This window comes from Streptococcus mitis (assembly GCF_003943905.1).
Lineage (GTDB): Bacteria > Bacillota > Bacilli > Lactobacillales > Streptococcaceae > Streptococcus > Streptococcus mitis_BC.
The window spans coordinates 239,659-259,981 of the sequence record NZ_RJNS01000001.1 but is presented as its reverse complement, the minus strand read 5'-3'; the positions used below and the strand labels follow the sequence as shown (position 1 = coordinate 259,981).

Genomic DNA, 20,323 nt, shown 5'->3' with positions numbered 1-20,323 from the left:
TTGCCGTATGTAAGGTTACTGACTTCGTCAGTTTCATCTACAACCTCAAAGCAGTGCTTTGACCAACCTGCAGCTAGCTTCCTAGTTTGCTCTTTGATTTTCATTGAGTATTAGAAAGGAGACCTCATGACACTTCCAGTTAGAAAATCTCTGCACGATGCGGTTTTACAGGCTTCAAAAGCCGATACTTGGGATCAAGCTACCAAGGAATGGAATGAAGTTTCCTTGATTTTTAATGGCATTGGGCGCAGTAATTGTATCTGCGGAAATGCCATTAAATACTCTTACGAACTCTTTAATACTGTCACAGGCCAACGCCTTTTTCCGATTGGCAGTGATTGTGTTCGTCATTTTCATCGACTGACTTTAGACCAGCAACTGGAAGAGGAGGAAAAACTGCTCAGAAAGGTTGAAAATCTGACTAGAAAAGTTAAAAAAAAGGGAAAAATCAAGGTAAATAAAAGCGATTTTGACGAACGACTTCTAAAATGGTTTTGGGGGAAAGGTGTTTTCAAAGCCAATCGCGGCAATCAATTCGCGCCTGAGAAAGATTATCAGCTCTTCCTAGAAGTCTTTCAAGGCGGAAGTTGGACCAAGGCAGAGCCAAAGAAAAAGGCTCGTATGGAAGAAGTGCTGGAAAAGTGTATCAAACCTTTTTTACTTGGTAAGACCGATGACCAACTCTACCTTGTCAAACTAGGCAAGGAGAAAATCGACTACGAGCAGCATTTACGGATTCAAGCAGAGAAAGAACGCAAGAAAAGAGATAAAATCGCTAAGCAATACGCAGACAATCTCATTCTTGCCATGGGTCCTGCAGAACGAGCCTATCAAGATTACTTTGGCTTTACAGAAACCCTAACCCAAGAAGAACGAAAGTGGGAAAAAATCCTCTTTGGTAAAAATAGAGAAGAACGGGCTATCAAGGCTAAACAAAACCAAAAGGAGCTGGAAAAGGATCAGCGAATTGCAAATCAAGATCCGATTGAACGAAAGCAGAAACAAACTTGGCTTCTTAATTCTTATTTCCGTGAGCTTCCTGAAGAAAAATCCCGATTTGCTCGGCTCTTATTAGAATATCGAAAAAGTGGTGAAGTTCCCTTTTCAGATGATTACTTATCTGAGCATCTCATCGACTTTTTCTACAAGATGAAAGCCTTTGAGTTTGAAATTGCACCAGAACAAGTCCGTGATTTTCTAAAAGAATGCCTTCAGCTAGAACATCTATCATCTGCACAAGAAAGCTGGATTAGAGGAATTCTCCTCAATTGCCTTCACCCATTTTTAGATAGGTTACTCATATAGAAAAAATCCTACCTTGTCTATGCATGGTAGGATTTATGTATCTTCAAAAATGTATTGGTAAAGTTGGACGACTTTCTGAAAACATTGTGTGTCCATTCTTGTTATTTTTTGAGCATTACGCATCCGAAAATCAAATGTATATAGTTGAAATGGATTGACAGCGCCATCTACCTTATCCGACGAGACAGGAACGAGCAAGCCTTTCTCTGCCAAACGTTGTTGGCCATGAGTGATGGGACAGACAGCCACAAAACCAGTTTGCAAGGCATATTCTCTCCTAGAAACTACCAAGGCAGGTCGCCGTTTCTGGATTTCTCGACCAACTGATGGATCAAAGTCAAGCCAAATGATATCTTGCTTCTCAGGAATATAGTCAGATTTCGCTATCAAGTGACCTTACCCCTTCAAAATCATTTGTCATTCTCAAATCAGTAATCCCATCAAAGGGATCTTTTAATTTTGGAGCTAAGACAATGACTCCGTCAATCCCTTTGTAGACAACCATTTCTTGACCTTCTGTCATACCTAAATTTTTAGGAATGGTCACAGTGAGAGAATTCCCCACCTTCCGAGTCTTTACTGTATTCATTGCTCTACCTCCACGAATTAGTATACACTAAGTATATACCTGTTAGCAAAAAAAGTCAAGCAAATGTTTAATTACATAAATTAAGTTATGTGCTATAGTGTGGTTTTATTTTAGTCAAAGCCTGTGCAAAAGCACCTAATTTATGATAGAATAGATGGTGAGAAAGAAAACGTTTTATTACGTTTTTTTAGTCGGAAGGAGAAAATATTATGGCTACTATTCAATGGTTTCCGGGCCACATGTCTAAGGCTCGGCGACAGGTTCAGGAGAATTTAAAATTTGTTGATTTTGTGACAATTTTGGTGGATGCTCGGCTACCCTTATCTAGTCAAAATCCTATGTTAACCAAAATTGTTGGTGATAAACCCAAACTTTTGATTTTGAACAAGGCAGATTTGGCTGATCCATCAATGACTAAAGAATGGCGTCAATATTTTGAATCACAGGGGATTCAAACACTGGCTATCAATTCTAAAGAGCAAGTGACTGTAAAAGTTGTGACAGATGCGGCTAAAAAGCTCATGGCTGATAAGATTGCACGCCAGAAAGAACGCGGTATCAAAATTGAAACCTTGCGGACCATGATTATCGGAATTCCAAATGCTGGTAAGTCAACTCTCATGAACCGTTTGGCTGGGAAAAAGATTGCAGTTGTCGGCAATAAACCAGGTGTTACCAAGGGGCAACAATGGCTCAAAACCAATAAAGACCTTGAAATCCTAGATACACCAGGGATTCTTTGGCCTAAGTTCGAAGATGAAACCGTCGCTCTAAAACTAGCCTTGACTGGAGCTATCAAAGACCAGTTGCTTCCTATGGATGAGGTGACCATTTTTGGTCTCAATTATTTCAAAAAACATTATCCAGAAAAGCTAGCTGAACGCTTCAAACAAATGAAGATAGAAGAAGCGCCTGTTATCATCATGGATATGACACGTGCCCTCGGTTTCCGTGACGACTACGACCGCTTTTACAGCCTCTTCGTCAAGGAAGTCCGTGATGGAAAACTCGGTAACTATACCTTAGATACATTGGACGACATCGATGACGACGATTAAAGAAATCAAGGAACTTCTTGCGACTGTCAAAGACCTAGATAATTCTCTTTTTCTTGAACTGGAAAAAGATAGCCGAACTGGAGTTCAAAAGGAAATCAGCAAGCGGAAAAAAGCCATTCAGGCAGAACTGGATGAAGACCTTCGTTTGGAATCTATGCTTTCCTATGAAAAGGCGCTTTATAAACAAGGATTAACCCTAATAGCAGGCGTTGACGAGGTCGGCCGTGGTCCACTTGCTGGACCTGTGGTCGCTGCAGCGGTAATCTTGCCTAAAAATTGTAAAATCAGAGGCCTCAACGATAGTAAAAAAATCCCAAAAAAGAAACATTTGGAAATTTTTCAAGCCGTTCAAGATCAAGCATTGGTAATCGGCATTGGAATCATGGATAATCATGTCATCGACCAAGTCAATATCTACGAAGCAACCAAGCTTGCTATGAAGGAAGCAATCTCTCAGCTCAGTCCCAAGCCTGAGCACCTCTTGATTGATGCCATGCGGCTTGATTTACCAATTTCCCAAACAGCAATTATCAAGGGAGATGCTAACTCGCTCTCTATCGCAGCTGCGTCCATAGTGGCCAAAGTAACACGAGATAATTTAATGAAGGATTACGACAATCAGTATCCTGGATATGATTTCACTGCAAATGCTGGATATGGAACAGCAAAACACTTAGAAGGTCTCAATAAACTAGGAGTTACTCCCATTCATCGAACCAGTTTTGAACCGATAAAATCACTGGTTGCAGCAAATAAAGAAAGTTAAATTGGAGGAAATGATTATGGAGGAACAGTCAGAAATACTCCGATCCAAGAAAGAATTTGCCTTTGCCTCAAGTACCATATTATCCCAAGTTGGGCGAGGGATTATCGTCGGGCTAGTTGTCGGGCTAATCGTCGGATCTTTTCGTTTCTTAATCGAAAAAGGCTTCCACCTGATACAAGGCCTCTATCAAGATCAAGCGCACCTAGTGCGCAATCTTTTTGTCCTTGTTCTGTTTTACATACTCATCTGCTGGCTCAGTGCTAAATTAACTCGCTCAGAGAAAGATATCAAAGGATCAGGGATCCCACAAGTTGAGGCCGAATTAAAAGGACTCATGTCGCTTAATTGGTGGGGTGTTCTCTGGAGGAAATATATTCTAGGTATTCTAGCTATTGCTAGTGGACTCATGCTAGGTCGAGAAGGGCCAAGTATTCAACTTGGAGCAGTTGGTGGTAAGGGCATTGCTAAATGGCTCAAATCGAGTCCAGTTGAGGAACGTTCCTTAATTGCTAGTGGTGCTGCAGCAGGATTAGCAGCTGCCTTTAATGCACCAATTGCAGGCCTCCTCTTTGTAATAGAAGAAGTCTATCATCACTTTTCACGATTTTTCTGGGTTTCCACTCTAGCAGCCAGCATTGTAGCAAACTTTGTCTCTCTACTCATATTTGGCCTAACACCCGTACTGGATATGCCTGACAATATCCCTCTCATGACTCTAGATCAGTACTGGATTTATCTTTTCATGGGTATTTTTCTCGGATTATCAGGTTTTCTTTATGAGAAAGCTGTGCTAAATGTCAGCAAAGTATATGACTGGCTTGGTCAAAAGATCCATTTAGAAAGAGCTTATTATCCAATCTTAGCTTTTATCCTTATCATACCAGTAGGGGTTTTTCTACCACAAATTCTCGGTGGGGGAAATCAGCTTGTTCTTTCCCTAACTAAGGAAGATTTCAGTTTCCAAGTTCTATTAGCTTACTTTTTGATTCGCTTTGTTTGGAGCATGGTTAGTTATGGAAGTGGTCTTCCAGGAGGAATCTTCCTACCAATATTGGCCCTTGGTTCCTTACTTGGTGCCCTAGTCGGCGTCATTTGTGTGAATCTTGGTCTTGTCAGTCAGGAACAATTTCCAATATTTATCATTTTAGGAATGAGTGGCTACTTTGGAGCAATATCCAAGGCTCCCCTAACAGCCATGATCCTTGTAACCGAAATGGTAGGAGACATTCGAAACCTCATGCCCCTTGGACTTGTAACCTTAGTAGCCTACATTATTATGGATCTACTAAAGGGTGCTCCAGTATACGAAGCCATGTTGGAGAAAATGCTGCCAGAAGAAGCGACAGACGAAGGAGAAGTAACTCTTATCGAAATCCCTGTTTCAGATAAAATTGCAGGAAAACAAGTCCATGAACTCAACTTACCACACAACGTACTCATCACCACCCAAGTCCATAATGGCAAAAGCCAAACAGTTAACGGCTCAACTAGAATGTATCTGGGTGATATGATTCACCTGGTGATTCCAAAAAGTGAAATTGGGAAAGTCAAAGATTTGTTGTTGTAGATTATGTTTACATAATTTATATTATGTAAAATATATATCATGTCGTGGAAATTTTGTTTGATAAGGGAGGACATACATCATAATGAAAATACTAGATGTTCTATATGAGTTTTATGGTGATTTGGATTTTATTAAAGAAAAATGGAATGAAAAATACGAAGGCATTCTTATCAAGATAAGGGAAGAGCAAGAATATAAAAGATGTCGCTTAGCAAAAAGAACACCGAAAAAAGAAGGATATTTTACAGTTTTTTGGAAAAAAGACCAAAATAACATGAACATCCCTTATACCAATGAAGATTTAGGAACCGAACTTGTTATCGTTGTCATTGATAATGATAACAAGGGGTTATTTATTATTCCAAAAGAGGTGGCTATTCATAAAAAAATTCTCTCGACAACAAATAGCAAAGGAAAAATGTCTATGAGATTTTATCCTCCTTGGTGCACAAATTTAAATAAAACAGCTCAAGCAACACAAAAATGGCAACTTGATTTTTTTCAAAAAATCGAATTAGTGAAATAAGTTTTTGGAAAAACAAGATAGGGTTTAGTTTCTCAATTCTATCTTGTTTTTATTATCTTTTTTGTAGTAAAGTGAGATTGATTACCTCCTCACACCATCTTTCCGAAAAACTATAATTTTCTTGAAAAATATATAAGTCTATGCTATACTACTAGTAGACTTAATTATGGAGAAAATACATGAAACGTGAGATTTTACTGGAACGAATCGACAAACTAAAACAAATCATGCCCTGGTATGTTTTGGAATATTACCAATCTAAGCTTGCTGTTCCCTACAGTTTTACGACCTTGTACGAATACCTCAAGGAATACGATCGATTTTTTAGCTGGGTTTTGGAGTCTGGCATTTCAAACGTTGATACAATGGCCGATATCCCCTTATCTGTCTTAGAACATATGACAAAAAAAGACATGGAATCCTTTATCCTATATCTACGAGAACGACCTTTGCTGAATGCCAATACAACCAAACAAGGCGTTTCGCAGACAACCATCAATCGGACCTTATCAGCCCTTTCTAGTCTTTACAAGTATCTGACCGAGGAAGTTGAAAACGACCAGGGAGAACCCTATTTCTATCGTAATGTAATGAAGAAAGTTTCAACCAAGAAAAAGAAAGAAACACTTGCTGCTAGAGCTGAAAATATCAAACAAAAGCTCTTTCTAGGTGATGAAACAGAAGGTTTTCTGACTTATATCGACCAAGAGTACCCACAACAGCTCTCAAATCGCGCGCTCTCGTCATTCAATAAAAATAAGGAACGTGATTTGGCCATTATTGCCCTTCTCTTGGCATCTGGTGTCCGCTTATCTGAAGCTGTTAATCTGGATCTAAGAGACCTCAATCTCAAAATGATGGTTATTGATGTCACACGAAAAGGTGGCAAACGTGACTCGGTCAATGTCGCGGCCTTTGCCAAGCCTTATCTAGAGAATTATCTAGCCATTCGAAATCAACGCTATAAGACGGAAAAGACGGATACAGCGCTCTTTCTGACCTTATATCGTGGTGTTCCCAATCGTATCGATGCTTCCAGCGTTGAAAAGATGGTTGCTAAGTACTCTGAATACTTCAAAGTCCGTGTAACTCCCCACAAACTTCGCCATACGCTAGCAACTAGACTCTATGATGCAACTAAATCGCAAGTTTTGGTTAGCCATCAGCTAGGACATGCCAGCACACAAGTCACTGACCTCTATACCCATATCGTCAATGATGAACAAAAGAATGCTTTAGACAGTTTATAGATGTTACATACTATAAATTATGTAAACTAGAACTCGTAAAAAGAAGCTGGTTCTGCAACCAACTTCTTTTCCTTTTATCCCACTACCGCTTCAGCGATTTCTTCACGGCTGATACCAGCAAAGTAGCGTGTGATGTCAATAGTTTCTAAAGCTTTAAGGACATCTTCACGTTCGTATTTCACTCCACGAAGGACATCTTCTACAGCTGCAACATCTTCGATACCAAAGAAGTCTCCATAAATCTTGATATCTTGGATTTTTGATTCAATGACGTTGGCAAAAACTTCAACCTTACCACTGGTGAATTTTGTTCCCCGACGAACGTTAAATTCAGGTGATTTACCGTAGTTCCAGTCCCAAGTACCGAACTTGGTATCTTTGATACGATTGATTTCAGCCAATTCTTCTTCAGAAAAAACGTATTCGGTCATCTCTGGGTACTCTTTTTTCATGTATTCCAATAGCAAATCACGGAATTCTTCAACTGTGATTTTTTCTGGCAATTCATTGATAATATTGGTTACACGGGCACGGACGGATTTCACACCTTTTGATTCAAATTTATCTTTTGAAACTTTCAAAGCATTGGCAAGGACTGATAAATCAACGTCAAAGAGCAAACAACCATGGTGCATGATACGGCCATTGATATAGGCTTGGGCATTTCCACAGAACTTCTTACCGTCAATCTCAAGGTCGTTACGACCTGTGAATTCAGCTTTAACACCAAGTTGAGCCAAGGTATTGATTACTGGAGTTGAAAAACTCTTGAAGTCAAAGGCACGGTTTTCATCTTCTTTTGAGATAATCGTGTAGTTGAGATTGTTTAGATCGTGATAAACAGCTCCGCCACCACTGATACGACGGACTACCTCAATACCATTTTCTCGAACATAATCACGGTTAATTTCTTCGATAGTGTTCTGGTGACGCCCGACGATGATAGATGGTTTGTTAATCCAAAGTAGGAAGATTTGATCCTCATCCAATAGATGTTTAAAGGCATATTCTTCCAAGGCGATATTAAAAGCAGTGTCGTTTGAATGATTGATAATATATTTCATAGTATTTCCAAAAATTTAGTTTTTAAATTCTGTTCATAGCAATCCAATTTTCTAAAGTGGTAAAAAGAAATGTAACGTGTTATCGTTACATTTCTCGGAAAAATTGTGACAAGAGGCTCAATTTTTAGGCATGGAACTCTAATAGAGGTCGCTGCCGTCCGTACTACTTTAAGAAAATTTAGTTGAAAATCTTATTTATTTTTTCTTAGGTGAATGGATAGCCATTCCTAAAACATCCGCAAATGCTTCGTACATCACTTCAGAGTATGTTGGGTGTCCGTGGATGGTCTTCAGCATTTCTTCAACAGTTATTTCCATTTCGATGATGCTTGACGCTTCGTTGATCAATTCTGCAGCTGCAGGACCGATGATATGGACGCCAAGGATTTCTCCGTATTTCTTATCTGCAATGACTTTAACGAAACCTTGAGCCGCATCAGAAGCAATGGCACGTCCGTTAGCTGCAAAGTTGAATTTACCGATAGCAACATCGTATTTCTCACGAGCTTGCTCTTCTGTTAACCCTACTGCTGCTACTTCTGGAAGAGTGTAAATGGCTGCAGGAGTCAAGTTGAGTTTCGCTACAACATGGTTTCCTTTAAGCGCATTTTCAGCTGCAACTTCACCCATACGGAAGGCTGCGTGGGCCAACATCTTGGTACCATTGATGTCACCTGGTGCGTAAATTCCTGGAACAGAAGTTTCCATGTATTCGTTGACCTTGATGCGACCACGATCCAATTCAAACTCAACATCACCAATACCTTCAAGATCTGGAACACGTCCAATCGAAAGAAGAGCTTTGCTTGCGATGATATCGTCTTTTCCTTCAACTTTAATACGAAGTTGACCATTTTCCTCGATAATCTCTTGCAGTTTTGTACCTGTTAAGATGGTCATTCCTTTACGCTCAAGGATCAAGCGAAGGTTCTTAGAAACTTCAGCATCCATAGCTGGAACGATACGGTCCATCATTTCGATAACAGTTACTTTTGAACCAAAGGTCATGAAGGCCTGACCGAGTTCGATACCGACAACTCCACCACCGATGATAACAAGGCTTTCTGGAACTTCGTTCATTTCAAGAATGTCATCACTGGTCATCACGAGTGAAGATTCCATACCAGGAACGTTGATCTTGCTGACTTTTGAACCACCAGCAAGGATGATTTTCTTGGTTTCAAGCAATTCTGAACCATTAACCAAGACATTCTTATCTTTAGTAATAGTACCAACACCCTTATGAACAGTAACTCCGTAGCTACGAAGAAGACCTGCAACTCCACCTACCAAAGTATTGACAACCTTAGACTTGCTTTCAAGGAGTTTGTCCATATCTACAGTGAAGTTTGGATTTTCAATGACAATACCACGGTTTGCTGCATGACCGATGTTTTCGATGATTTCAGCGTTGTGAAGGTAGGTCTTGGTTGGGATACATCCACGGTTCAAGCAGGTTCCACCGAGTTCAGATTTTTCAACAAGGGCAACCTTACCACCAAGTTGAGCAGCTTTAATCGCCGCCACATAACCAGCAGGACCTCCACCAATCACAACGATATCAAAGGCATCATCGCTCTTACCATCGTCGTTTGAGGCACTAGCTGCAGGTGCAGGTTTTGATTCTGGCGCAGCTGCTCCAGCTGTTGGGATGTTTTCCCCTTCTTCTCCAAGGTAACCAATAACTTCAGTTACTGGAACAGTTTCACCATCTCCTTTAAGGATGGCAATCAAGTATCCATCTTCTTCGGCTTCCAATTCCATGCTGACTTTGTCAGTCATGATTTCCAAAAGGATTTCTCCTTCTTTTACAAATTCACCGACTTTTTTATTCCATTGGACGATTTGTCCTTCTGTCATATCCACGCCGGCTTTTGGCATAATTACTTCTAAGGCCATGTCTTACTTCCTTTATCTATATCTTTAAAAATAAATACTGTATCCTTAAACCAACATTGAGATCGGATTCTCAATCAAGGCTTTCAAGTCTTTCATAAACTTAGCTCCTGCCATTCCATCAACTACACGGTGGTCAATGGTCAAGCCCAAGCTCATAATTGGACGGATAACGATTTCTCCATTCACAACGACAGGTTTTTCAACCGTTGAGCTGACACCCAAGATAGCAGAGTTTGGTTGGTTGATGATTGGTCCAAAGGACTGTACACCAAACATTCCTAAGTTGCTAATCGTGAAGGTTGAGTTTTGCAGCTCGCTCGGTGCCAACTTACCATCCAAGGTACGACCAATGACATCCTTGAAGGCTACAACCAACTCTGAAAGACTCATCTTTTCAGCATTATAAACAACAGGTGTCATCAATCCATTATCCATTCCAACTGCCATAGCAAGGTTGACATAGTTGTGAGTGACGATAGTCTTGCCATCTTCAGTCAATGAAGCGTTGATGTAAGGATGTTTCATCAATGTCTTAACAACAGCAAGCGAAAGAAGGTCAGTAACCGTAATTTTCTTACCAGTTGCTTCCATGATTGGTTCAAGAACCTTCTTACGAAGAGCCAGCATTTCAGACATATCGACATCATAGTTGAGCGTGAAGGTTGGCGCAGTTAGGTAGGATTCAACCATACGTTGAGCAATAACCTTACGCATTGGTGTCATTGGAATGCGCTCAATCTCACCATAAGGAGTGATATTATCAGGAACCTCTTCCACTTTTTCGATTTGAGCAGGAGACTTGATGGTGTCGTTTTCGATATTTTCAGGAAGGAAGGCCAAAACGTCCTTCTTCATGATCTTACCACGATGACCAGTTCCTTGGATTTCCTGCCAAGCAATGTTATGTTCAAGGGCAATTCGTTTTGCAAGTGGCGAAATGCGAACCACGTTTGTGTCTTTATAAGTTTCCACGTCTTCTTTGTGGACACGACCGTTTGCACCTGAGCCAGAAACGTCGTAGAGGTTGATACCTAAATCATCCGCTAACTTTCTAGCCGCAGGAGTCGCTCTTAGCTTGTCATCAGCCATGACCTCTCCAATTCTATTTATGATGCAAAGGGCGTTTAAAAGCGACCGAAAAATAGGAAATCTACGCAGACTTCGATGAAGTCAAGGAGATTTACCTTTTTTCCGAACTTTTAGCCCGTGCTCTAATTTAAGATATTAAGGACGAAGAGGGCAATGAAAAAATAGGAGATTGACGATGTGTTCGATGAACACAAAGAACTCTATCTTTTTTTCGCAGACCTCCGTCCGAATTCAATTACAACTCTACAAGTAACTTGGACACGGAAAGTGTCTCAAGTTACTATGGTTGCCGCTATCAGGCGGTCAACCTAGTAGACTTACTAAGTCGTTCGTCGAATAAAATCGATTCGACTCCCTCCTGTCGCAACTTTACAAATAACTTGGATACAAAACATATCTCAAGTTACTAAAGTTAAAATCCAGAAATAGATTACATAATTTATCTTATGTTGTTCTATTCTTTGTTATAAGTTTTACGGATGGCATCTTTGATGCTTTCAACTGTTGGAATCATTGCATTTTCTAAGTTTTGTGCGTAAGGCATTGGCACATCTTCTCCTGCACAACGGCGGATTGGTGCATCTAGATAGTCAAATGCTTCTGATTCTGAAATGATAGCTGAAATCTCTCCGATATAGCCACTTGTTTTATGGGCGTCGTTGACCAGAACAACCTTACCAGTCTTCTTGACTGAGTTAATGATGATATCCTTATCAAGCGGTACAAGGGTACGTGGGTCGACAATTTCAACCGAAATTCCTTCTTCTGCCAATTCTTCAGCAGCTTGAACCACACGACGAAGCATTTTTCCATAAGTAACAACTGTTACATCCGTTCCTTCGCGTTTGATTTCCCCAACCCCAAGTGGGATTGTATAGTCTGGATCAACTGGCACTTCTCCTTTTTGGTTAAATTCTGACTTGTACTCAAGAATGATAACAGGGTTGTTATCACGGATAGAAGACTTGAGCAGTCCTTTCATATCAGCAGGCGTTCCAGGTGCCACAACCTTAAGTCCAGGAATGTGAGTAAACCAAGACTCTAGAGATTGCGAGTGCTGTGCTGCAGAACCAACTCCGTTACCAGCTGCACAACGGACAGTCATTGGAACTTGACCTTTACCACCAAACATATAACGAGTTTTAGCAGCTTGGTTGACGATATTGTCCATGGCAATAACCGAGAAGTCCATGAAGGTCATATCGACGATTGGACGAAGTCCCGTCATGGCAGCTCCTGCTGCTGCTCCAGAGATGGCAGCTTCAGAAATCGGACAGTCACGGACACGTTCTGGACCAAATTCTTCAAGCATTCCAACAGAAGTTCCGAAGTCTCCTCCGAAGACACCGACGTCTTCTCCCATCAAGAACACATTTTCATCGCGACGCATTTCCTCAGACATAGCAAGGATAATGGTGTCGCGGAAGGACATTGTTTTTGTTTCCATTTTATCTCTTTCTCCTTAGTCTGCGTAAATATCTTCAAAGGCTGATTCAAGTGGTGGGAATGGGCTTTCTTCTGCAAATTTAACAGAAGCTTCCACTGCTTCCTTGACTTGTGCTTGGATTTCTTCCAATTCTTGAGCACTTGCAATATTATTTTCAACGAGGTACTTGCGAAGGTTTTCAATTGGGTCTTTTTGTTTCCACAATTCCACTTCTTCACGCGTACGATATTTACCAGGGTCAGATGATGAGTGACCAAGCCAGCGATAGGTTACACTTTCGATCAAGACTGGACCATTTCCTCCGCGAACATGGTCCACAGCTTTCTTAAATCCTTCATAAACGTCGATGACATTGTTTCCATCTTCGATAAACATTCCAGGGATTCCATATGCAGCACTACGGTGATGAATATGTTCTACATTGGTCATTTTCTTGATATCCGCAGAGATCCCATAACCGTTGTTAATGCAGTAGAAAATAACAGGAAGTTTCCAGATAGAAGCCATGTTCACTGCTTCGTGGAAAACACCTTCGTTGGTCGCACCATCTCCAAAGAAGCAGATAACGATTTTACCAGTATGTTGCATTTGCTGACTGAGGGCTGCACCAACAGCGATTCCCATACCACCACCAACGATACCATTGGCACCGAGATTACCCGCATCAAGGTCGGCGATGTGCATAGAACCACCTTTTCCTTTACAGGTTCCAGTGTATTTTCCAAGGATTTCAGCCATCATTCCGTTGAGGTCAATCCCTTTGGCGATAGCTTGACCATGACCACGGTGATTTGAGGTAATCAGATCATCTGGATTGAGGGCCAGCATAGCTCCGACGTTAGCAGCTTCCTCTCCAACAGAAAAGTGAGTCATACCAGGGACTTTTCCCTTTTTCACTAACTGAGCAATTTTTAAGTCCATGCGACGGATTTCTTCCATCTTACGGAACATCTCTAGCAAAAGATTCTTATCTAAAGTTGACATAATCTTGCCTTTCTAACTTTGTACTTACCTTACTATTTTACCTTTTTTAGTATACACTGTCAAAGTATATGACCGATAAAATTTCACAATATAAAAAAATAAACCCCTGTTAAAACAGGGATTCTCTCTAGTTAGAGCATTTTTTCACAAAGTGATTTTTCAGGATAATTTCTTAAAATTAGCTCAATTTTTTCATTACGGTTTGCAATCGCCATTGATACAAACAACCAGAAACAATTAAGCTGGCAATCAACCCAATCCAGTAGGCAAATGCCCCTAAGTCAGTTGCTTGATCTAGTAGATATCCTAGAGGTATCGCTACTCCCCAGTATCCGATTAGGCCAAGATAGAAAGGAACGATAGTGTCCTTATACCCTCTTAAAATCCCCTGAAGCGGAGCTGCAACGGTGTCAGCTAACTGGAAAAAAAGACTATAAGTTAGGAAGGTAGATGTTAGTTCAATGAAGTCAGGATTATTGCCATATAAACTGGCTACGACATCTCTCAAAATATAGAGAAAGCTCAATGTAAAGCCTGCAAATATCAGTGCTATACAACGTCCAAGTTTGATATAGGTCTTAGCATCATCAAAGCGCTTAGCTCCTACCTCATAAGAAACAACGATGGCCATGGCAGAAGAAATACTCATGGGAAAAGCATACATGAGCGTCGAAAAGTTCATGGCTGACTGGTGGCTGGCAATAATCATAGACGAAAACTTAGCCATAATCAAACCAACGACTGAAAAAATAATAACCTCAGCAAAAACAGTTCCACCGATTGGTAAGCCCAAGCGAATTCCTTCCATGATTCTCTCTAAATTCAGAGAGGCACCTTGTTCTAAATGAAGTTCTTTTAGGTTTTTCTGCTTCAAAAGGATGATGACAGAGATTCCAAGGAGACACCAGTAAGCTAGGGAAGTTCCCAGCCCTGCTCCTGCACCACCAAGCTCAGGAAAACCAAAAGCTCCATAAATCAAGAGATAGTTAAAACCACTATTGAGTGGAAGTAACAAAAGCATGAGGTACATAGATAGCTTGGTCAAACCAAGAGAATCTAACAATGACCGAATGACACTAAAAAGCAACAAGGGAATAATCCCGATAGAAAGGTACCAAAGATAAGAAACTGCAACTGACGCTACTTGAGCTTCTAGTCCGATATGGTTTAAGACAGGCGGCGCTAAGAACACTACCATGCCAAGCAAGACCAAAGACAGTCCGAAAGCTAAGTAGATAAATTGGTAAAAGTCAGATGCTACTTCTTCCTTTTTGCCCCGTCCTAGATGATGGCCGATGATGGGCACCATGGCCGAAACAATCCCTGTTAAAAAGGTGAAAAAAGGATTCCATAGACTCGTTGCAGTTGAAACACCAGCCAAGTCCATGGTATTGTACTGCCCAGTCATAGTTGTATCAACAAAAGAGGCAGAATAATTGGCAAATTGATAAATCAGGATAGGAAAAAATATCTTAAGAAATAAGACAAACTTTTCTTTAAATTGATGGGTTGGATACATATACGCTCTCTATTCTTATAGTTTATAGAGCAAAGTCCCATCTAGTTTTGATAGACGATTTGTCCCTTACAGATAGTATATTTGACCTGCCCTTTTAAAGTTTCACCGATAAATGGAGAATTAGCTGATTTTGAAGCGAAATCAGGACCAACAGTACGATCTGCTTTAGCGTCAAAAATAGTGATATCCGCTGGACCATTTTCAGCCAAGCAACCTGCTTCAAAGTTATAAAGCTTGGCTGGATTAACAGTCATTTTTTCTAGCAATTCCATCAAGCTTAGCTCACCAGCTTCCACCAAATAAGTCAAACCAAGAGAAAGAGAGGTTTCTAAGCCAGTCATACCAGATGGTGCTTTGGTGATATCCTCTACATTTTTCTCATCTGCATGGTGAGGCGCGTGGTCTGTCGCGATAACTGTGATGACGCCTGACTTGAGGCCTTCAATAACAGCACGACGGTCTGATTCCAAACGAAGCGGAGGATTCATCTTGGCATTGCTTCCTTGCGTCAAAAGGAGTGCTTCTGTCTTAGAGAAATGTTGTGGTGCAACTTCTGCTGTAACTTGCGCCCCCAGACCTTGAGCAAACTCTACAACCTTGACACTTTCTTCCTTAGACAAATGCTGGATGTGAACATGTGCCTTGGTTGCGTAGGCAATCATAACATCACGCGCAATCATGGCGTATTCTGCCATCCCTGTCGCACCACAGATCTTAAAGTGGTCTTTAGCAATGTTTTCGTTAAAGCCAAGAATCCCATTCAAGCCTGGATCTTCCTCGTGTAGACAAACAAAGGTGCCAAGTTTCTTAGCAGTCTCCAAGGCTTCTTTGAGAACCTTGCTGCTTTCAAGCGGAATACCGTCATCTGAGAAACCAACGGCACCTGCTTTTAAAAGCGCCTTAAAGTCAGTCAAGTCTTGCCCATTAAAGTTCTTAGTAATAGTTGCAACCGTTTTGACGTTAATCTTTTCCTTGGCAGCAGACTGGAGAACTTCTTGCAAAGTCTCTACGTCTGAGATGGTTGGATTGGTATTAGCCATCATGACAACCGTTGTAAAACCACCTGCAGCGGCTGCTAGAGAACCAGTATGGATATCCTCCTTGTGGGTCTGACCAGGCTCACGGAAGTGAACATGAATGTCCACTAAACCAGGCGCAACTACAAGACCCGTAGCATCAATTAGCTCTGCTCCTTCTTCCTTGATTTCAGGGGAAATTTTGACAATTTTCCCGTCTTGGACTAAAATATCACACACTTGATCCAAACCAGACTTGGGATCCATTACACGACCATTTTTGATTAGTAACATCTGTTTTCTCCTTTATTCATAGAAATCAACTTGGGTATCCAACAATTTATCCCCATCATAAACAAACTTAGCTGAAAAGAAGGGTTTGTCCTCTAAAAGCCACTCAACAAAGGTGTGGTCACCCTCCCAAGTTGGCTTGCCCAAAACTTCATCATAGGGAACCCATTCTAGCGTCCCCTCATTGCAGTCAATCAAGTCACCCTCAAACTCCGTCACCTTAAAAACATAGGTGTACCAGTCTAAATCTGGTGTGAATTCTGGAAAAGTGATAACACCTTTAAGTACTGGCTTGGCTTTGAGCCCTGTCTCTTCGAGGATTTCACGCGCAGCGCACTCCTGAGGTGTCTCTCCTCGCTCTAGCTTACCACCCACACCAATCCATTTGCCTTCATGGACATCATTCGGCTTCTTATTGCGATGCAGCATGAGCAGTTCTTTTCCGTTATCAATGTAGCAAATCGTCGCTAACTGAGGCATATTCTCTCCTTATCTAAGCCAATCAATTGGCACTTGTCCTGTCTCTTTTAAAAATGCATTAGCCTTAGAAAAAGGCTTGGAACCCCAAAATCCTCTGAAAACAGATAAAGGACTGGGATGAGCTGATTCGATAATCAAATGGTGAGGATTGGTAACCAAGGCCTTCTTCTTGCGTGCATAAGCACCCCAGAGTACAAAGACTACAGGTCTGTCTAGATTATTGACCACCTGAATCACAGCATCTGTAAAAGGCTCCCATATCTGCCCAGCATGACCATTGGCTTGACCAGCAGGAACCGTCAAGCAAGCATTGAGAAGTAAGACTCCTTGCTCAGCCCAAGCGGTCAAATCATGTGATTTCTTAACCCCGATATCATCTGACAATTCTTTCAAGATATTTTGCAAGGACGGTGGCGCTGGGATAGAGTCAGGAACAGAAAAACTCAAGCCCTGTGCCTGACCTGGCCCGTGATAGGGGTCTTGCCCTAGAATCACCACCTTAACTTCTTCAAGTGGTGTAGTCAAGAGAGCCTGAAAAACTTTTTCCTTAGGTGGATAGACAGTTCCCTGGGCATAGACCTGCCCCATAAATTGATTGATTTTACCGAAATAACCTTCAGGTAATTGCTCCTTAATCAAAGCATGCCAAGATGAGTGTTGCATCGCCAACTCCTTCATTTTTACTGCCTCTATTATAGCAAAAAGTGGCTATCTAAACCACTTTTTTAGTTTCTACAAATATTTCGAGAATTTTTGAAAAGAATCTCCATTTGAAAGTGACTACTTACCATCTTGTGAAGCATTAGAAAGGATAAATTCTTGGTCAATCTCATCGATAGTCATCTCAGTTCGGATATTTAGATTTTCATTAAATCTTTTATTCAATTCTCTTGTGACACTCGTCTTAAACTCATCACTCGATTTTTGTCTATAATAATCAAATCCTACAGAAGCTGCGCTACAGCAACTCCCCCAATCAGAAAGATAGCCAATAATTTCAAAAAAACTATCATTATATCTTTCAAATCTTTTCGTTGCAGAACTTTTTAAATACCCTGAAATACAATTTACAAAGGTATAGTAATACTTCGAGTCTCGAAATGAATTGTATTCTTGGCTATGAAAACTTGGATCGATAATCCGTGCTTCTCGCACATCTTTCATGGTGGGTTTTCTAGGAATTTTAATATCAGTCAGTAGATAAGCATAATAGGTTTCCTTGTCAAAAAAGGCTCCATCTGCGGCTATCAACGAACCATATACATCGTCTTCATATTGAAACACCATCACAGCACCATTCCTATATTTACTTTCGACAGGAACAGGCGGAGCAATTCTTTTTTTAGGCTTTTCTTTTTTGACACTAATTTTTTCTAAAAAATTTTCCAGATTTGCACTCCTCTGTTTTAAAAATTTACTATCTGCACCTAATTCTTGGGCAAGAGCCAAATCTTCCTTTTTATCAATAATCTCTTTGATTTCAAGTAAGAATCCATCATCTAATTGTCCAACTTCCCACATACAATGCGCCAGAGCGAACAAGACATTATATCTATCGTCATCGTCTAAATCCATTGTCAAGTCATTTTTGATAGTAGCTGGCTCTTTTCCTCTATTGTATCTCTCGAAAAATTCATCCTTAATATCCAAGGAAGTATCATTACCAAAAATGGTTGCGCTCCATGTTCCCATAACTTCTTTACTCCTCTGCTTTTAATTTTTCCTACTTTTTAAAATTGATCCAAACATTCCAGCAAGTCTTGGTAAGAATGAACTTCATAGGTCGGCTGGGCTTGTGTATGATTTTCGAGGTGATGAGGATTATACCAGATAGTGTCAATCCCTGCATTATTGCCACCTTGAATATCAGCCGTTAAGGAATCTCCAATCATCAGCGTCTTTTCTTTACTAAATCCAGCAATCTGCTGACCGATTTTTTCATAGAATAGTGCATCAGGTTTTTGCGTTTGCAATTGCTCGGAGATAAAGACTTGGTTGAAATAGGGAGCCAGACCTGATTGAGCCAAACGTCCTGTCTGAATGGCAGTAATGCCATTTGTCGCAGCATACAAGTCATAATCACGTTCGATGAGGCTGTCCAAGAGTTCATGAGCGCCCGAAAGAGTTTGTCCCTGCTGAGCGAGATAAAATTGGTAACGCTGGGCAAGTAACGTACCGTCTTTTTCCTGTCCAAAATGGGCAAATAAACGAGAAAAGCGCGTGTTAACCAGTTCTTGTTTACTGATTTTCTTTTGTTCCAAGTCCTTCCAGAGAGCCTTGTTCATAGGAACATAATAGTCTTTATAGGCTTGAATGTCCGCAACTCCTTCTTCCTTTAGAAGTTGCGTCAAAGCCACATCCTCAGCAGCATCAAAATCAAGTAAGGTGTGGTCAAGGTCGAAGAGTAGAAATTTGTAGGGCATTGAGTTTCCTTTCTGAGTAGCCAATTTACATAGATATCAGTAATTCTTGATTTAATTTCCAATCTGAATAATCAATACCATTATTTCTTCCGTATTTCACATTAGGAACAAATACATGTAACTCCCTTAAGTGATTTTTATTATTTGATATTGCTTGAAGAAGTATACCTCGTGGTACATTTTCTAAATCATTATCATAGATTGCCTCAACTTGATAAAAAACCCTAAAGTCGGTTTCAGATTCAGTAATACTATCTTTGATTAGTTGCTCATAAACACGTTGAGAATTGCCGTAGCTTGTATTTAATTTAAAACCTCTACCGTTTGCCCACGGTGTTAGAGGTACAACATTTTCAAGATTTGTTTTTCGTGAATTAAATTCTGTTTCAGGCAAGTTACCTATCAACATATATGCTAGTAAATGACCAGTATGAAATATTGATCCCTTGAATTGACTTTTTCCTTTTGAAGTATTTTTTGCAATCGTTTTGTGTGAAAGTAATGCTTGTCCAATAGTGAATCTGGACGATTTCTCTATATTTCGAGCAAATTCATCTAGGTTTGGCAGTTTTTCAAAGATTTTTGTATCAAAATTTACAAAATTAGGTAAATCAAAACTTCCATAACCATTATAAAATTTTTTTAATTTTTCTATATCATCAATTTCTAATTGTTCCAATACAGATTCTGTGATACTATATACTGCCTGATGAAGGTGAGGGTAACCCATATTTCTACTCCTATTAAAAACAAACTAACAACCTTATTATAACATATAAGTAGATAAAACTTCGAAACTAATTCAATTTTACTTTTATGAATTTATCCCAACACTTTTGTTCTACCCTAATTTTTTTGATGGAATTAGACTATCATATAGTGTTTTCACCCCCCTCTATTCATCCGTAAACAAAAGAAAAAGTGGGCAAGAAATCATAATTCTATTTCCTGCCCATTTTTGAAAGTAAAGATTGCGGTTTTATTATCGGTGATGACTACTTGCTCTAAAAATGTATGCCATAGTTTTTCATTGAAATCTGTTATGATTTC

General features: G+C 40.2%; 20 protein-coding genes. 6 read left to right on the top strand and 14 right to left on the bottom strand.

Annotated features, from left to right (window positions below):
• Positions 1-126 precede the first annotated feature (126 nt).
• Positions 127-1,305: a hypothetical protein gene (locus tag D8854_RS01355; protein WP_125399491.1), complete on the top strand. Its 1,179-nt coding sequence runs from the start codon at positions 127-129 to the stop codon at positions 1,303-1,305.
• Between the two features lie 33 nt (positions 1,306-1,338).
• Here the strand turns inward: D8854_RS01355 and D8854_RS01350 are convergent, their stop codons facing one another.
• Together D8854_RS01350 and mazE are read right to left on the bottom strand one after the other, a co-directional pair.
• Positions 1,339-1,695, bottom strand: a complete 357-nt coding sequence (locus tag D8854_RS01350) for a type II toxin-antitoxin system PemK/MazF family toxin (protein WP_125399490.1) — start codon at positions 1,693-1,695, stop codon at positions 1,339-1,341.
• Positions 1,679-1,894 (bottom strand): type II toxin-antitoxin system PemI/MazE family antitoxin, encoded by a 216-nt coding sequence (mazE, locus tag D8854_RS01345; protein WP_001098942.1) that lies wholly within the window; start codon positions 1,892-1,894, stop codon positions 1,679-1,681. Before mazE ends, D8854_RS01350 begins: the two co-directional genes overlap by 17 nt.
• A gap of 209 nt (positions 1,895-2,103) precedes the next feature.
• Between mazE and ylqF the strand changes: the two genes are divergently transcribed.
• The 5 genes from ylqF to xerS all read left to right on the top strand — a co-directional run bounded on the left by ylqF (position 2,104) and on the right by xerS (position 7,061).
• Positions 2,104-2,952, top strand: coding sequence for a ribosome biogenesis GTPase YlqF (gene ylqF / locus D8854_RS01340; protein ID WP_125449104.1), 849 nt, complete (start codon positions 2,104-2,106; stop codon positions 2,950-2,952).
• Positions 2,939-3,718 (top strand): ribonuclease HII, encoded by a 780-nt coding sequence (locus D8854_RS01335; RefSeq protein WP_125399488.1) that lies wholly within the window; start codon positions 2,939-2,941, stop codon positions 3,716-3,718. Before ylqF ends, D8854_RS01335 begins: the two co-directional genes overlap by 14 nt.
• Before the next feature lie 16 nt (positions 3,719-3,734).
• Positions 3,735-5,285, top strand: coding sequence for a ClC family H(+)/Cl(-) exchange transporter (locus D8854_RS01330; protein WP_125399487.1), 1,551 nt, complete (start codon positions 3,735-3,737; stop codon positions 5,283-5,285).
• Between the two features lie 82 nt (positions 5,286-5,367).
• Entirely contained in the window at positions 5,368-5,811 is a 444-nt protein-coding gene (locus D8854_RS01325) for a MepB family protein (protein WP_125449102.1), read from the top strand.
• A gap of 179 nt (positions 5,812-5,990) precedes the next feature.
• On the top strand, positions 5,991-7,061 hold the full coding sequence (gene xerS / locus D8854_RS01320) for a tyrosine recombinase XerS (protein WP_125449100.1): 1,071 nt from the start codon (positions 5,991-5,993) through the stop codon (positions 7,059-7,061).
• A gap of 74 nt (positions 7,062-7,135) precedes the next feature.
• On the opposite strand, the gene D8854_RS01315 is transcribed toward xerS, so the two are convergent.
• The 12 genes from D8854_RS01315 to D8854_RS01260 all read right to left on the bottom strand — a co-directional run bounded on the left by D8854_RS01315 (position 7,136) and on the right by D8854_RS01260 (position 20,003).
• Positions 7,136-8,125: a lipoate--protein ligase gene (locus D8854_RS01315; protein WP_125449098.1), complete on the bottom strand. Its 990-nt coding sequence runs from the start codon at positions 8,123-8,125 to the stop codon at positions 7,136-7,138.
• 195 nt (positions 8,126-8,320) lie between these two features.
• Positions 8,321-10,024, bottom strand: coding sequence for a dihydrolipoyl dehydrogenase (gene lpdA / locus D8854_RS01310; protein ID WP_125449096.1), 1,704 nt, complete (start codon positions 10,022-10,024; stop codon positions 8,321-8,323).
• A 45-nt stretch (positions 10,025-10,069) separates the two neighbouring features.
• Positions 10,070-11,113 carry a dihydrolipoamide acetyltransferase gene (locus D8854_RS01305; protein ID WP_125449094.1) on the bottom strand — a complete coding sequence of 348 codons (1,044 nt, stop codon included), beginning with the start codon at positions 11,111-11,113 and terminating at the stop codon, positions 10,070-10,072.
• 454 nt (positions 11,114-11,567) lie between these two features.
• The gene (locus tag D8854_RS01300; protein WP_000448714.1) at positions 11,568-12,560 is read right to left on the bottom strand and encodes an alpha-ketoacid dehydrogenase subunit beta; all 993 of its coding nucleotides are present in this window, start codon (positions 12,558-12,560) and stop codon (positions 11,568-11,570) included.
• 15 nt (positions 12,561-12,575) lie between these two features.
• Positions 12,576-13,544 carry a thiamine pyrophosphate-dependent dehydrogenase E1 component subunit alpha gene (locus tag D8854_RS01295; protein WP_125449092.1) on the bottom strand — a complete coding sequence of 323 codons (969 nt, stop codon included), beginning with the start codon at positions 13,542-13,544 and terminating at the stop codon, positions 12,576-12,578.
• A 178-nt stretch (positions 13,545-13,722) separates the two neighbouring features.
• The gene (locus tag D8854_RS01290; protein WP_125449090.1) at positions 13,723-15,063 is read right to left on the bottom strand and encodes an MATE family efflux transporter; all 1,341 of its coding nucleotides are present in this window, start codon (positions 15,061-15,063) and stop codon (positions 13,723-13,725) included.
• A 41-nt stretch (positions 15,064-15,104) separates the two neighbouring features.
• Positions 15,105-16,373 carry a dihydroorotase gene (locus D8854_RS01285; protein WP_125449088.1) on the bottom strand — a complete coding sequence of 423 codons (1,269 nt, stop codon included), beginning with the start codon at positions 16,371-16,373 and terminating at the stop codon, positions 15,105-15,107.
• Between the two features lie 12 nt (positions 16,374-16,385).
• Complete coding sequence (locus D8854_RS01280; RefSeq protein ID WP_125449086.1) at positions 16,386-16,850, bottom strand: NUDIX hydrolase; 465 nt, start codon at positions 16,848-16,850, stop codon at positions 16,386-16,388.
• Between the two features lie 9 nt (positions 16,851-16,859).
• Complete coding sequence (locus tag D8854_RS01275) at positions 16,860-17,513, bottom strand: uracil-DNA glycosylase (RefSeq protein WP_125449673.1); 654 nt, start codon at positions 17,511-17,513, stop codon at positions 16,860-16,862.
• Between the two features lie 117 nt (positions 17,514-17,630).
• Positions 17,631-18,542, bottom strand: coding sequence for a hypothetical protein (locus D8854_RS01270; RefSeq protein WP_125449084.1), 912 nt, complete (start codon positions 18,540-18,542; stop codon positions 17,631-17,633).
• A gap of 38 nt (positions 18,543-18,580) precedes the next feature.
• Positions 18,581-19,273 (bottom strand): YjjG family noncanonical pyrimidine nucleotidase, encoded by a 693-nt coding sequence (locus D8854_RS01265; RefSeq protein ID WP_125449082.1) that lies wholly within the window; start codon positions 19,271-19,273, stop codon positions 18,581-18,583.
• Between the two features lie 25 nt (positions 19,274-19,298).
• Positions 19,299-20,003 carry a DNA-entry nuclease gene (locus tag D8854_RS01260; protein WP_125449080.1) on the bottom strand — a complete coding sequence of 235 codons (705 nt, stop codon included), beginning with the start codon at positions 20,001-20,003 and terminating at the stop codon, positions 19,299-19,301.
• Positions 20,004-20,323: the final 320 nt, after the last annotated feature.